11 protein-coding genes and 5 tRNA genes are annotated in these 14,456 nt (G+C 38.3%); all 16 read left to right on the top strand.

The genetic code is table 11. The features are described from left to right. Positions 1–2 precede the first annotated feature (2 nt). The 16 genes from U8519_RS04715 to U8519_RS04640 all read left to right on the top strand — a co-directional run bounded on the left by U8519_RS04715 (position 3) and on the right by U8519_RS04640 (position 14,377). A complete protein-coding gene (locus tag U8519_RS04715; RefSeq protein WP_334329154.1) occupies positions 3–1,559 on the top strand; it encodes a putative polysaccharide biosynthesis protein in 1,557 nt (518 codons plus the stop codon). Between the two features lie 2 nt (positions 1,560–1,561). Beyond that, positions 1,562–1,804 (top strand): RNA-binding S4 domain-containing protein, encoded by a 243-nt coding sequence (locus U8519_RS04710; protein ID WP_334329153.1) that lies wholly within the window; start codon positions 1,562–1,564, stop codon positions 1,802–1,804. A 94-nt stretch (positions 1,805–1,898) separates the two neighbouring features. After that, complete coding sequence (locus tag U8519_RS04705) at positions 1,899–2,291, top strand: FtsB family cell division protein (RefSeq protein ID WP_334329152.1); 393 nt, start codon at positions 1,899–1,901, stop codon at positions 2,289–2,291. Between the two features lie 22 nt (positions 2,292–2,313). Continuing rightward, the gene (locus tag U8519_RS04700; protein ID WP_334329151.1) at positions 2,314–2,715 is read left to right on the top strand and encodes a S1 domain-containing RNA-binding protein; all 402 of its coding nucleotides are present in this window, start codon (positions 2,314–2,316) and stop codon (positions 2,713–2,715) included. A gap of 79 nt (positions 2,716–2,794) precedes the next feature. Beyond that, the gene (tilS, locus tag U8519_RS04695; protein WP_334329150.1) at positions 2,795–4,129 is read left to right on the top strand and encodes a tRNA lysidine(34) synthetase TilS; all 1,335 of its coding nucleotides are present in this window, start codon (positions 2,795–2,797) and stop codon (positions 4,127–4,129) included. Then, positions 4,126–4,671, top strand: a complete 546-nt coding sequence (gene hpt / locus U8519_RS04690; protein WP_334329149.1) for a hypoxanthine phosphoribosyltransferase — start codon at positions 4,126–4,128, stop codon at positions 4,669–4,671. Before tilS ends, hpt begins: the two co-directional genes overlap by 4 nt. 82 nt (positions 4,672–4,753) lie before the next feature. After that, complete coding sequence (ftsH, locus tag U8519_RS04685; protein ID WP_334329148.1) at positions 4,754–6,919, top strand: ATP-dependent zinc metalloprotease FtsH; 2,166 nt, start codon at positions 4,754–4,756, stop codon at positions 6,917–6,919. 67 nt (positions 6,920–6,986) lie between these two features. After that, entirely contained in the window at positions 6,987–7,868 is an 882-nt protein-coding gene (gene hslO, locus U8519_RS04680; protein ID WP_334329147.1) for an Hsp33 family molecular chaperone HslO, read from the top strand. 78 nt (positions 7,869–7,946) lie between these two features. Next, on the top strand, positions 7,947–8,951 hold the full coding sequence (gene dusB, locus U8519_RS04675) for a tRNA dihydrouridine synthase DusB (RefSeq protein WP_334329146.1): 1,005 nt from the start codon (positions 7,947–7,949) through the stop codon (positions 8,949–8,951). A 49-nt stretch (positions 8,952–9,000) separates the two neighbouring features. Continuing rightward, the gene (lysS, locus tag U8519_RS04670) at positions 9,001–10,491 is read left to right on the top strand and encodes a lysine--tRNA ligase (protein ID WP_334329505.1); all 1,491 of its coding nucleotides are present in this window, start codon (positions 9,001–9,003) and stop codon (positions 10,489–10,491) included. Between the two features lie 611 nt (positions 10,492–11,102). Continuing rightward, positions 11,103–11,175: transfer RNA gene (locus U8519_RS04665), tRNA-Val, on the top strand. A gap of 48 nt (positions 11,176–11,223) precedes the next feature. Beyond that, positions 11,224–11,306 (top strand) — tRNA-Leu (locus tag U8519_RS04660). A 50-nt stretch (positions 11,307–11,356) separates the two neighbouring features. After that, positions 11,357–11,429: transfer RNA gene (locus U8519_RS04655), tRNA-Thr, on the top strand. A 4-nt stretch (positions 11,430–11,433) separates the two neighbouring features. After that, a tRNA-Gly gene (locus U8519_RS04650) sits at positions 11,434–11,505 on the top strand. A gap of 22 nt (positions 11,506–11,527) precedes the next feature. Then, positions 11,528–11,601 (top strand) — tRNA-Pro (locus U8519_RS04645). 292 nt (positions 11,602–11,893) lie between these two features. Beyond that, a complete protein-coding gene (locus U8519_RS04640) occupies positions 11,894–14,377 on the top strand; it encodes an ATP-dependent Clp protease ATP-binding subunit (protein WP_334329145.1) in 2,484 nt (827 codons plus the stop codon). Positions 14,378–14,456 lie beyond the last annotated feature (79 nt).

Genomic DNA, 14,456 nt, shown 5'->3' with positions numbered 1-14,456 from the left:
TAATGAAAAGAGAAGTATCAAGAGCCATCAAAGGTACGTGGATTTTGACGATTGCTTCACTTTTTTCAGAATTGATGAGTGCAATCTATCGAATTCCACTACAAAACATCGTTGGTGATCGGGGATATTTTATTTATCAACAAGTTTATCCAATCTATGGTATTTTTTCAGTTTTATCATTATCGGGATTACCAGTAGTTATTTCTAAGACTTTCGCTCAGCAAGACGGACCAGTTGCTAAAAATAAATTATTAAAGTTAACTTTCTTCGTCTTATTAGCCGGTTGTTTAGCATTGACTATTTTTCTTTGGGGTTCGGCTAGATACTTAGCCATTTTTATGGGAGATCCAAGACTGTATCAGGAAATACGTGCGGTCTCGTTGACCTTTTTACTAGTGCCATTTGAAGCAACTTTCAGAGGCTATTTTCAAAGTGATTTGGAAATGACACCGAGTGCGATTTCACAAATTTTGGAGCAGTTTATTAGAATTATCGTTATTATCGGCTCAGCAATTTTGTTTGGTAAAGGATTCTTTGATCTTTATCAAATGGGCACAATTGCAAATAGCGGTGCCTTTATTGGTGGATTATTCGCCGTCTTGTTGCTGATGGTAACTTTTATCAAGCAACGAGAAGTATTTATAGCAGATGACAAGAACATTAAAGTTAAGATCGAGCGTGGATTGTTACTTGAGATCCTCTTGATCGTCGTCTTTACCGGGATTACGATCTTCTACCAATTCATTGACTCATTTACGATTTTGAGATTGTTATTACACGGTGGGATGCCAGTTGATCGTGCTGAGATATTAAAAGGTGTGTTCGACCGGGCACAGCCACTGATCCAGTTAGGTATCGTTATTTCATTATCGTTTGTTTCAACGATCATGCCGCAGTTGCGCGAAACCAATCAAACCAACGTCAATAAGACGATCATTCAAAAGATGATGCGTGTCTGTCTGTGGTTAGCAGTAGCGGAGACTGCTGGGTTAGTGGCTTTGATGCCAGAAATCAACACGATGTTATTCACTAATGCAGATGGATCACTAGCCTTGGCCATTTACATGATGTCGATCGTGATCGTTTCGTTTATTAATTTGATGGTGGCGATCACTAGTGGTGATGATGAGAAGAATCTCGCCAAATTAGTTTTGTTCGTGGCATCATTGATCGGTAAAATTGCGTTGAATATTATTTTGATTCCACGCTTTAATATTGTTGGTGCAGCTTTAGCCACGATTTTGAGTGAATGTATTATTTTGGTAGGGATGTATTTGATCTACGATAACGGGGTCTTCTTGTTGAGCAGAGATTTCTTGATCAAGGTGATCTCAGTCGGCTTGTTCATGGGTGTCGTAATCAAGATATTAGCCAGTATCAGCACAGATTACTTGTCACTCAGCCGTGGTCACAGTATATTGATCAGTGTTGTGTTGATTCCAATTGGAATAATTATTTATTTGGGATTATCAAAGAAATTAAAGATTTTAAGTAAAAGTGAATGGGAAATTTTGCCTATGGGCGAGTTCATTACAAAATTCATGAAGATTGAGGACTAATTATGAGATTAGATAAGTTTTTAAAGGTAAGCAGAATTATTAAGAGAAGAACTGTTGCTAAGGAGTTCGCTGACAACGGCCGTGCATTGATCAATGATCGTGTGGCTAAGTCATCAACCGAAGTTTCAGTTGGCGACCAACTTGAATTACATTTCGGTGAGAAAACTATGAAAATTAAAGTATTAAATATTAAAGAAACTACTAAAAAGACTGATTCTGCCGATATGTACGAAGAAATTGATTAAAAGATTGCAATTAGATTAAAAAAGGTCAAAATCGGTTCAAAACATTCTCTAAAATTGTTATACTCAAAGTAATAATTTCTAGGGGAGTAGTAGCATGGAAGTACGTAAATTGGCAAATTCCAATGTTTCAGTTCTTGAACCGAAACAACATAAAACTTCTACACAACCTGGTCGCAGTAACTTTGAAAGAAAAGTTCACAAAAGGCGGCTAGTTGCTATTGGCGTTCTTTTCGCTATTGTCTTGTTTATTTTGGGTTCCCAAATCGTCAGTGCTCATATGACGTATACATCTACGGCACAAAAGATCGAAGTTAACCAGAAGAAGCTTGATAAGCAAAAGGCAACACAGAGTGACTTGAAAGTAGAAATAAATCAGCTTAAGGATAAGAATTACTTAGAAAAATATATTCGGGAAAAATATATGTATTCTAAACCTGGTGAATTAGTTTATAATTTGCCAGATAGTGTAAATGCGATTCAAAAATAGGGGAAGGAACTATTATATTTAGATGACAGTTGAAGTAGGATCTAAAACAGAAGGTAAAGTTACTGGAATTACAAATTTTGGGGCATTCGTTGATCTCGGTGAAGGAAAAAGTGGAATGGTACACATCAGTGAAATTGCTGATGGCTATGTAAAAGACATCCATGATGTACTTAAAGTTGGCGATACCGTAAAAGTTTTAGTTCTTAACGAGAAAGATCACAAGATAGCACTTTCGATCAAGCAAGCGACAGACAAACCAAGAAAACCTAAGTATCAAAATCATGAAAGAAAACCACAACATAAGCCAGTTGAGAGTTTTGACGATATGATGTCAGGATTCATGAAGGAAAGTGAAGAACGCATGAGCGTTATTCGCAAGAATACTGAAGGTAAGCGCGGTGGCCGTGGCGGTCGTAGAAGCTAATTTTTTATATAGTAGAATAAATATGAGCTGTGACGGTTGTCTCAGCTTTTTTTATTTTTTGAAGAAGGATGCTAAAAATATGGAATTAGATAAAAAAATCCTGGGCACTGTCAAAAAAACTTTGAAAAAATTCCATGCTAAAAGGGTATTGATAGCCGTTTCTGGTGGAATTGATTCAATGGTATTACTAGATGTTGTTTCTAAAGTACTAGATCATAATTCATTTGCAGTAGTTAACGTTGATCATGATCTACGACCTGAGAGTGCTCAAGAAGTGGAATTCTTGAGAAACTATTGCCAAAACAATAATTATCAATTTTATACAACTAAGTGGACCTCGCAACCTAGTGATGACATTGGGATGGAAGCTGCTGGTAGAAATTTCAGATATAAATATTTTGCCAAGATCATGTATGAAGACAAGTTTGATACTTTATTGACAGCTCATCACGCTAATGACTTGGCAGAGAACATTCTGATGAAGATGATTCGCTCGGGAAATGTCTATGAAGTGACAAGTTTAAAGCAACAGCGTACTTTTGAGAGTGGCCAACTAGTTCGACCACTTTTGGATTTTTCTAAGTTACAATTACGTGAATATGCCAAAAAACATGATATAGATCATGTACAGGATGAGACTAACTTTGAGAACATTACAATGCGCAATCGATTGAGGAATAATATTTTTCCTGAATTACAAAAGGAAAATGGTCAGATGTTATCTCACTTTAGATTGTTTGATCAGCAGTTGACAGCCTTAATAAATATCGCAGTTTCTCAATTTCAGCAGATTCAAAGTGCTATGAAGATAAAAATCACTTCTGACAGAATTGAGGGTAAAATATCACCTTTACAGACATTAGACTCGGATCAGCAGACTTTGTTCTGGGGCGGATTTTTTACACGAAATTTGGATATTCCAGTCAGCAATAAGCAAGTATTACAAATTATTAATGTTGTAGTTAGTGATAACCCCAATGCATCAGTTGATCTAGAAGATGGCTGGAAGTTTGTCAGATCGTATAATGATTTCTTGGTTTCAAGCGACTTGGGCGAGGTTGATTACTGTTACGAGTTAAAAATAAATGAATCACTATTGGTGAATGATCAAAAAATAACTCTGCGTGAATGTGCTAAAGAAGAAGCCAATATCATTGTGGATAAATTACCGACACAAATAATATTGCGGAATCGTCGTAATGGAGATAAGTTGTTGATAAATTCAGGCAGACATCAAAAATTGAGTAAGAGATTCATCAATGAAAAGGTCCCTGAATATCAAAGAAGCAAAATTCCTATATTATTATTCGATAATCAGGTAGTTTGGGTTGAAAAAATTTATAAATTAAGCGATTATTTAAAAAAAGGTAATTATTTTTTGAAAATCGACTTTGAGGATGAGGTAGAAAAATGAATTCGGATATTGAAAAAATATTAGTTTCGGAAGAAGAGATTGCAAAGACAAATGAGCGTCTTGGAAAGGAACTAACTAAGGAATATGCAGGCAAGAATCCTTTATTTGTCTGTATCCTACGTGGAGCAGCGATGTTTATGATGGACTTGATCAAGCATGTTGATATTCCAATGGAATATGATTTCATGGATGTTTCCAGCTATGGTGGTGAGAATACTACTACTACTGGTGATGTCAGAATCATTAAGGATTTGGATACTTCATTAGCAGGCCGTGATGTGGTTATCGTTGAGGATATCATCGATACTGGTTACACATTAGACCGTTTGGTCAAGTTATTTAAGACACGTGAAGCTAACTCTATCAAGCTGGTTTCATTCTTGGATAAACCATCACGTAGAATCAAGCACGTAAAAGTTGATTATATCGGCGTACAGATACCTGATGCCTTTGTCGTGGGGTATGGTATGGACTACAACGAACATTACCGTAACCTGCCATACGTCGGCGTCTTGAAGCCAGATGTTTATAGTACAAAATAATTAAGTTAGCGGTACAATTATTATTGTGTTAATGCTTGTCAATGTTACAATATGTAACGTCTAAGTAATTAGGAGGAAATATATGAAAAATAATCGAAATAGGTTAATCAATAATAGCCTGTTTTATATCTTGCTCTTCGTAGTTTTAGTGCTCGCAGCAAGTTGGTTTGCTGGTGGTCAATCCTCAGACCAATCTAAAACACTTAGCCAAGATCAATTTATTACACAGTTGAAACAAGGAAAAGTTAAGAGCTTTAAGATTGAACCTGTTAGTGGTGCTTACCAAGTTACTGGTCAGTACAAAAAGGCTCAAACAACAGAGACAACACGTTCTGTTTCTATTTTCAATAGAAGCCAAACTACTAGTCAATCTAAAGTAACTCAATTTACTTCGACCGTACTACCCAATAATGATACGCTGAAGAGAATTAATAATGCCGCTTCGGCTGAGAAAGTTAAGACGACTGCAACTGCTAAGTCACAATCATCTCAATGGATCTCAATAATTCTTACTTTAGTATTACCATTTATTCTTTTCTTCTTTATCATCTTTGCGATGATGGGGCGTGGAGGACAAGGTGGCGGTGCAAACCGTGTTATGAACTTTGGTAAGTCCAAAGTCAAACCTGAAGACCCTAAGAAGAATAAAGTTAGATTTTCAGATGTTGCTGGTGCAGAAGAGGAGAAACAAGAACTTGTTGAAGTTGTTGAGTTTTTGAAAGATCCCCGTAAGTATGTTTCTCTAGGTGCAAGAATCCCATCAGGTGTTCTTCTCGAAGGACCTCCTGGTACTGGTAAGACTTTGCTTGCCAAAGCCGTTGCTGGTGAAGCTAAAGTTCCATTCTATTCAATTTCTGGTTCAGATTTCGTTGAAATGTTCGTTGGTGTCGGTGCTTCTCGTGTTCGTGATTTATTCGAGAACGCTAAGAAAGACGCCCCATCAATTATCTTTATCGATGAAATCGATGCCGTTGGTCGCCAACGTGGTTCTGGTACCGGTGGTGGAAATGATGAACGTGAACAAACACTTAACCAATTACTTATTGAAATGGACGGATTTACTGGTAATGAAGGTGTCATCGTTATGGCAGCTACTAACCGTTCAGATGTTTTGGATCCTGCTTTACTTCGTCCAGGACGTTTCGATCGTAAGATCTTAGTCGGTAGACCAGATGTTAAAGGCCGTGAAGCTATCCTTAAAGTTCACGCCAAGAACAAACCATTTACTGATGATGTTGATTTGAAACAATTAGCCCAAACAACTCCAGGATTCGTTGGTGCTGATCTTGAAAACTTACTTAACGAAGCTGCTTTAGTTGCTGCTAGACGTGGTAAGCAAAGAATTGATCCAACTGATATCGATGAAGCTGAAGACCGTGTCATTGCCGGACCAGCTAAGAAGAATCGTGTCATCTCTGATAGAGAACGTCACATGGTTGCATATCATGAGGCTGGACATGCTCTTATCGGATTAGTTCTTAATGACTCTCGTGTTGTTAGAAAAGTTACGATCGTTCCTCGTGGTAAGGCTGGTGGTTATGCCATCATGCTTCCTAAGGATGACCAAAACCTTATAACTAAGAAAGAATTTACAGAACAAATCGCAGGATTACTTGGTGGACGTACTGCTGAAGAGATTATCTTCGGTACACAATCATCAGGTGCCTCAAATGACTTTGAACAAGCAACTCAAATTGCTCGTACAATGGTAACTGAATATGGTATGACTGATCGTCTAGGTACAGTTCAACTTGAAAAAGATGGACAACCATTTAGTAGTGGTGGATACCGTCAAATACCTGCTTATTCAGAAGATACTGCTAAGGCTATTGACCAAGAAGTTAAACGTCTTCTTGATGAAGGTCACGAACAAGCTCGAGAGATCATCGAAAGCCACCGTGAACAACATAAGTTGATTGCTGAAGCTCTATTGAAGTATGAAACACTTAACGAAAAGGAAATTTTGAGTTTGTTCAATGACGGCAAGATGCCTGACAATGATATCAACACAGAATTCCCAAGTGAAAGTGCTGCTACTTTCGAACAAGCTAAACGTGCTGTTGAAGCTAAAGATGCTGCTAAACAAGATGCTAAATCAACTTCAGAAAAGGCTGATGATTCTGATTCAAACGATAATGAAACTGAATTTCCATCAGAAAAATCAACTGATTCTGAACACCAAGATGATGCAGATAATAAGTCAGATTCATCAAATGACGATAATTCTGATAATAATGAAGATAAGTAGTAAAATATGTATCAATCAAAGAAGCGACTCATTCGAGTCGCTTTTTTAACGGAAAGGAATTATAAATATGTCTGATATTTTAACAAAAGCCGTTTCAAAAGACGGAAAATTCAGAGTGTATGTAGTGAATGCTACAGAAACTGTTGCTGAAGCTCAAAAACGACATGACACTTGGAGTAATTCTACTGCTGCTCTCGGCAGAACTATGATCGGTTCGATCTTAGTCGCTACTTCAACTTTAAAGGAAGACGAGGTCTTGACGACACGTCTAGTTGGCGATGGTCCTGCCGGTGCGATTGTGATCGATGCCAATGCTAATGGTGATGTAAAAGGTTATATTCAAAACAATCACGTTAGTTTACCTTTGAATGATAACCATCATATCGATGTCAAAGGTGCCGTTGGTACCCAAGGTACTTTAAGCATTACAAAAGATCTACACTTAAAGGAACCATTTACTGGACAAGTTCCGTTGGTATCTGGTGAGATCGGTGCTGACTTTACGTATTACATGGCTAAGTCAGAACAGATTCCTTCAGCTGTAGGTGTATCGGTTTTTGTTCAACCTAACGAAACTGTTGGTGCTGCTGGGGGCTTCTTGATTCAAACTTTGCCTGGCTCCGGTGATGAAGATATTGACAAGATCGAAAACAACTTGAAGATCATCCCTAATTTATCAACATTACTTAATGAAGGCTTGTCTAATGAAGAAGTTATGAGCAAACTGATGAACGGCATTGAGATGAAGATTCTGGACACGATGACGGTTCAATTCAAATGTGATTGCTCCAAAGATAAATTCAGTAAATCATTGGCAACTTTGTCAACCGATGAATTGCAAGCAATGATCGATGAAAATCACGGTGCCGAAGCTGTCTGCAAATTCTGTAACAATAAATATCAATTTAGCGAAGCAGAATTGCAAGAGATAATTTCAGAAAACAAGTAATGATATTTGCCATTCAATTACAATATTTGTTATCATGACAAGTTGTAAATAAAAACATCTCTATTAGAGGTAAGCATTATGGAATGGAAAATAGGCGACGTTGTTATTCCCAATCAGATCGTTGTAGCACCAATGGCGGGGATCACTAATGCGTCATTCAGATTGACAGCTCGTGAATTCGGAGCTGGATTGGTGGTCTGTGAAATGATCAGCGATAAGGGCATCAAATATCACAATGAAAAAACTTTAGGTATGCTATTCATCGATCCTAAAGAACACCCTGTCAGTATTCAGATCTTCGGTGGTGACAAAGAGTCGTTAGTTAACGCAGCTAGATTCGTGGCTGAGAATACTGCAGCGGATATCATTGATATTAATATGGGATGCCCAGTTAAAAAGGTCGTCAAATACGATGCTGGTTCTCACTGGTTATTAGATCCTGATAAGGTATATGAGGTCGTTCATGCTGTTAGTTCAGCCATTGATAAGCCAGTTACAGTTAAGATGCGAACAGGCTGGGATGATGATCATCTCTATGCCGTTGAAAATGCACTAGCTGCTCAAGAAGCCGGTGCGGCTGCTATTGCTATGCATGGTCGTACTAGAGCACAGTTTTATTCTGGACATTCTAACTGGGAGATTCTCCATGATGTTGCAGAGAAACTGACGATTCCATTCATGGGTAATGGTGATATCAAGACACCGCAAGATGCTAAGTTCATGATCGAAGAAGTTGGTGCTGATGCAGCAATGGTTGGGCGAGCAGTTCTGGGCAATTTGTGGCGACTCAATGCTATGGAACACTATATTGAGTCAGGAGAGATATTACCTGAACCAACTGTTAGAGAAAAAGTGAATATAGCTAAACTTCAACTCGAACGTCTGGTAGACTTAAAGGGTGAGCACGTCGGCGTTCCAGAATTCCGTCAGCAGGCTGCCTATTATTTGAAGGGTATTCCGCATGCCGTTCGAGCACGCGCACAAGTTATGCAAGTCGATACAATGAAAGAAGTATTCGACATATTAGATAATTTCGTTGAAAGTTACGAAAAAAGAGAAGCTAGATCTTCTAGAATTTCATAGAACGGGGGACAAAGTTTTGGGAAACCAAAAGAACAAGCAAGGAAAAGAAATGAACGATCAGTTAAGAGTTCGTCGCGAAAAATTAGCTGAATTATATGATGAAGGTGTAGATCCATACGGTTCACGTTTTGTAAGAACTGATTTGGCACAAACACTACAAGACAAATACAGCGAAGAAGCTAAGGAAGTTCTTGAAGAACAAAATACACCAGTAATTATTGCTGGTCGTATGATGACTAAACGTGGTAAGGGTAAAGTTGGTTTTGCTGATATCAAGGATAGAAGCGGCAAGATCCAAATTTACGTACGTAAAGATGAAGTCGGTGAAGAAAATTACCACATCTTCAAACGTTCAGATATTGGTGATCATCTAGGTATTGAAGGTCATGTTATGAAGACTGACATGGGTGAGTTAACTGTTAAAGCCACTCACGTTACAATGTTGGCTAAGGCATTGCGTCCACTACCTGATAAGTTCCATGGTTTGACAAATGTTGAACAAAAATATCGTCAAAGATATCTTGATTTAATTGCTAACCAAGATAGTTTTGATCGTTTCAAGAAACGTTCAAAGATTATTTCAGCTGTTCGTGAATACTTAGACGGTGAAGGCTTCATGGAAGTTGAAACACCTACATTAAATGCCCAAGCCGGTGGTGCTAATGCTAAGCCATTCATCGCTCACTACAATGCACTTAATGAAGATATGTATTTGAGAATTGCTTTGGAATTACCATTGAAGAGATTGATCGTTGGTGGTTATGAACGTGTCTATGAAATTGGACGTGTCTTCCGTAACGAAGGATTAGATACACAACACAGTCCTGAATTCACATCACTAGAAACATATGCAGCTTACTTTGATTTTAATGATGTTATGGACGAAACAGAAGGTATCATTAGACATGCCGCTAAGAAGGCTCTTGGAACAACTGAGATCACTTATCAAGGTGAAGACGTTGATCTAGGCAAGCCATTCAAGCGTGTATCAATGGTCGATGCTATCAAAGAGAAGACAGGCATTGACTTTACACAAGAAATGACCGTTGATGAAGCTCGTAAATTAGCTGACGACAACAACGTTCACTATGAGAAGTATTGGCAAGTTGGACACATCATCAGTGAATTCTTTGAAACATTTGTTGAAGATGAGATCAAAGAACCTACATTTATCTATGGTTATCCACTAGAAGTATCACCACTTGCTAAGAAGAACAAGAAGGATCCGCGTTTCACTGATAGATTCGAATTGTATATCTTAGGTAATGAATACGGTAATGCCTTTACAGAATTGAATGATCCAATCGATCAACGTAAGAGATTCGAAGCTCAAGTTGCTGAAAGAAACGAAGGTAACGATGAAGCTGAAGGTATCGATGATGATTATGTAGAAGCATTGGAATATGGTATGCCACCAACAGGTGGACTAGGAATCGGTATCGATCGTCTAGTTATGCTATTAACTGATGCTCCAACAATTCGTGATGTTGTTCTCTTCCCAACAATGAAACCAGAAGATAATAGTAATAACGAAGAATAAGCTTTAAGATTTTATTTATGCTTATGCTTCCGGCCAGCAGTAATTCCATCTGTATCAGGACCGATCTGAGCCAAAAAGCGGTCTCAGATCTCGCTTTATTGCTTTGCAAAAAACGCAAATCAATAAAGACGTCCAGTGCTGTAAATGTGGGAAAACCACCCACATTAACACCACTTTTGATACTGATTCCATTACTGCTGACCTCCAGCTAAATTGAATTGATTAATAAGAATAGTAGCTCCTCATGGCAATTTGTCATGAGGAGCTATTTATTTTGCAATAGAAATAGATTATTAAATTTTTACCAAGTGGATACCAAATTTAGAAACTATACAAACTTAGCTGGTGGTGGTCAACAATGTAATCCGCCGTAAAAGTGTTCTTAGCGATTCATCGCTTAGAACACTGGACGACTGGGAAGCCTACAGGCTTCCCAGCGAGGTCGAAGACGATTCTCAGGATGAGACCGGTCCAACGGCAGATGGAATTGTTGACCACCACCAGCGGCACCCACCCCCAATCAACAAATTTTAAAAAAGTTAACAATTTAACGTTGACTTTTTTTATTTGTTTTGGGTATAATAATATAGTTGTTTGTTAAGAGAACACATGGAGGATTAGCTCAGCTGGGAGAGCATCTGCCTTACAAGCAGGAGGTCACAGGTTCGATCCCTGTATCCTCCATTAGACTTTTAAATAAGTTTAATGGTTTTATAGCATCATTGACACTTTGCGGGTGTGGCGGAATTGGCAGACGCGCTAGATTTAGGTTCTAGTGTCCTATGGACATGAAGGTTCAAGTCCTTTCACCCGTATTTCGATATTTGAGATATTGAATTAGTTATATAAAAAGTGTTATACTGATGCCGACTTAGCTCAGTTGGCAGAGCATCTGTCTTGTAAACAGGGGGTCGGAGGTTCGAATCCTCTAGTCGGCATTATGCGGAAGTAGTTCAGTGGTAGAACATCACCTTGCCATGGTGGGGGTCGCGGGTTCGAATCCCGTCTTCCGCTTCATTATTATTACAGAGCTAATCGGGAAGTAGCTCAGCTTGGCAGAGCATCGCGTTCGGGACGCGGGGGTCGCAAGTTCGAATCTTGTTTTCCCGATTCAAAACATTTAAAAGAGATCATCGGCTTCTATACGAAGTGGATGATCTCTTTTCTTTGCGCTCTTTTTGTAATGTTAAAGTGTAGATTGTGGGATAATGGTTGCAAGAGGTTATTTATTTTGAAAATAAGTAACTTTGATACAAAAAAATTTATAATAATGTTAAGATAGAAATCAAACTTTTTTGTGGGATTGGTGGTTTACATTAGTAGATAAGGTTAATCACTTGCATTTTTACACAACAGAATTATACTTTCTACACTAAAGAATTTATAAGTCGAGGTAGTTATCATGGACAAAGTATTTACCGAAAGCGCAAAGAACGCACTTGTTTTGGCCCAAGATCAGGCAAAAACATTTCATCATAATGCTGTTGGTACCGAACACATTCTATTAGGTCTAACAATGGAGAATGATGGTATCGCCGGTATTACTTTAAGAGACTTGGCTGTTAGCGAGAACGATGTTAAGGAAGAAATCGAACATCTGACTGGCTATGGTGATGTCTCATCTAATACCGCCAAAGGAATTTATCTTCCTTATTCTCCTAAGGGACAAACAATTCTTGCTAGTTCCGAAGAAATTTCAAATCAGTACAATACAAGTCGTATTGGAACTGAACATATTTTACTAGCTATCTTAGACGACGCTGACAATTTAGCAAATCGTATTTTATCTAATTTGGGATTAAGTTTAACTAAGACAAAGAGCCTATTACTTAATAAGATGGGAATGTCTAATAAGACAACTCGTCGAGGTATCGGACAATCTCAAAAGAAAAAAGAAGTTGCTGGAACACCAACTCTTGATTCATTAGCACGAGATCTAACAAAGATTGCGGCTGAAAACAAAATCGACCCTGTTATTGGCCGTGAGAAGGAAGTTGAACGTACGATTCAAATCCTTAGCCGTAGAACTAAGAACAATCCAGTGCTAGTTGGTGAACCGGGTGTTGGTAAAACAGCCATTGCAGAAGGTTTAGCTAATGCTATCGTTGCCAAAGATGTGCCACTAGATATGCAAAACAAACGTATCATGATGCTTGATATGGGTTCATTAGTTGCTGGTACTAAGTATCGTGGTGAGTTTGAAGACAGATTAAAGAAGATCATTGAAGAAATCTACAAAGATAAACACGTTATCTTATTTATCGATGAATTGCACACTTTGATCGGTGCCGGTGGTGCCGAAGGTGCTATTGATGCTTCAAATATTCTAAAACCTGCATTAGCTCGTGGAGAATTGCAATTGATCGGTGCAACTACTCTAAATGAATATCAAAAGTACATTGAAAAAGACACAGCTCTAGAACGTCGTTTTGCTCAAGTACACATTGAAGAACCTACCGAAGAAGAGTCAGTTAAGATCCTTGAAGGATTACGTCCGAGATATGAACAACATCACGGTTTGACAATTTCAGACGAAGCAATTGAAGCTGCTGTTAAATTGTCATCACGTTACTTAACTAATCGTTTCTTGCCAGATAAGGCAATTGATTTGATGGACGAAGCTTCAGCTAAAGTTCGTATCCACAATGTTTCTAAGAATAATGACTTAGAGAAATTGACTAATGAATCGATGCAATTGATCAACGATAAGAACGACGCTATCTTGGATCAAGATTTCGAGAAGGCCGCTCAGATCCGTGAGCATGAACAAGATGTTCAAGAGAAGATTGCTAAGATCAAGGATGATCAGACTAATGGTCGTTCTAAGAAGCCAGTTGTTAAGGTAGATGATATTGCTGAAATCATCGCTGAATGGACTGGAGTTCCAGTTAAACAGATCACTCGTAAAGAGAGTGAACGTCTACTCAATCTCGAACGTGAGCTACACAAACGTGTTGTTGGTCAAAATGACGCTATCAGTGCTGTATCGCGTGCCATCCGTCGTGCTAGAAGTGGTATGAAGGATCCAGATCGTCCAATCGGTTCATTTATGTTCTTAGGACCTACTGGTGTTGGTAAGACTGAACTTGCTAAGTCTATCGCTGAAGTAATGTTTGGATCTGAAGATAATTTGATCCGTGTCGACATGTCAGAATACATGGAACAATACAGTACTTCTAAGTTGATCGGTTCAGCTCCTGGTTATGTAGGATTCGATGAAGGTGGTCAATTAACTGAAAAAGTTAGAAATGAACCTTATTCAGTAATCCTACTTGATGAAGTTGAAAAGGCGCATCCTGATGTCTTCAACTTGTTACTACAAGTGTTAGATGATGGTATCTTGACAGATGCTAAGGGTCGCAAGGTCGATTTCAGAAATACGATTATCATCATGACTTCTAACTTGGGTGCTCGTGCACTTCAAGATGACAAGTCAGTTGGATTCGGTGCTAAAGACGTTCACGATGACTTCAAGGAAATGAAAGAACGTATCGATACTGAATTGAAGAAGTTCTTCAGACCTGAATTCTTGAACCGTGTTGATGAAACAATCGTCTTCAAGGCTCTAGATAAAGATCAACTCAAAGCCATTGCTAAGATCATGAGTAATAACTTGAGCAAACGTCTAGCTGAAAGAAATATTAAATTAGTAATTTCTCCATCTGCATACAGTGATCTTGTTAAGGACGGTTACAATCCAGAATATGGAGCTCGTCCAATGAGAAGAACCATTCAACGTGAGATCGAAGATCCTGTGAGTGAACTATTATTGATGAATAAGGTCAATGAAGGTGACACGATCAAAGTTGGTTCTAAACAAGGAAAACTAGCTATCAGTGTTGCTGAGAAGAAGACTAAAAAAGCTGGAAAATCATTAACTCATTAAAAAGGACTTGACTATTGACAATTATAATGATTGCGAGTAATATTCTTTTATGAGATTTAAAGTTCAAAACGTAAGCCGC

It is taken from the genome of Companilactobacillus sp. HBUAS59699, from assembly GCF_036913575.1.
Classification (GTDB): domain Bacteria; phylum Bacillota; class Bacilli; order Lactobacillales; family Lactobacillaceae; genus Companilactobacillus.
Note: the sequence above shows the minus strand (reverse complement) of the source record. Positions and strands in the feature narration are given on the sequence as shown.

Excerpts from the sequence above, each read along its gene's own strand:
- dusB (WP_334329146.1), top strand. The coding sequence starts at position 7,947 with ATGGAATGGAAAATAGGCGACGTTGTTATTCCCAATCAGATCGTTGTA.
- U8519_RS04710 (WP_334329153.1), top strand. The coding sequence starts at position 1,562 with ATGAGATTAGATAAGTTTTTAAAGGTAAGCAGAATTATTAAGAGAAGA.
- U8519_RS04700 (WP_334329151.1), top strand. The coding sequence starts at position 2,314 with ATGACAGTTGAAGTAGGATCTAAAACAGAAGGTAAAGTTACTGGAATT.
- U8519_RS04705 (WP_334329152.1), top strand. The coding sequence starts at position 1,899 with ATGGAAGTACGTAAATTGGCAAATTCCAATGTTTCAGTTCTTGAACCG.
- hpt (WP_334329149.1), top strand. The coding sequence starts at position 4,126 with ATGAATTCGGATATTGAAAAAATATTAGTTTCGGAAGAAGAGATTGCA.
- lysS (WP_334329505.1), top strand. The coding sequence starts at position 9,001 with ATGAACGATCAGTTAAGAGTTCGTCGCGAAAAATTAGCTGAATTATAT.
- ftsH (WP_334329148.1), top strand. The coding sequence starts at position 4,754 with ATGAAAAATAATCGAAATAGGTTAATCAATAATAGCCTGTTTTATATC.
- U8519_RS04640 (WP_334329145.1), top strand. The coding sequence starts at position 11,894 with ATGGACAAAGTATTTACCGAAAGCGCAAAGAACGCACTTGTTTTGGCC.
- tilS (WP_334329150.1), top strand. The coding sequence starts at position 2,795 with ATGGAATTAGATAAAAAAATCCTGGGCACTGTCAAAAAAACTTTGAAA.
- U8519_RS04715 (WP_334329154.1), top strand. The coding sequence starts at position 3 with ATGAAAAGAGAAGTATCAAGAGCCATCAAAGGTACGTGGATTTTGACG.
- hslO (WP_334329147.1), top strand. The coding sequence starts at position 6,987 with ATGTCTGATATTTTAACAAAAGCCGTTTCAAAAGACGGAAAATTCAGA.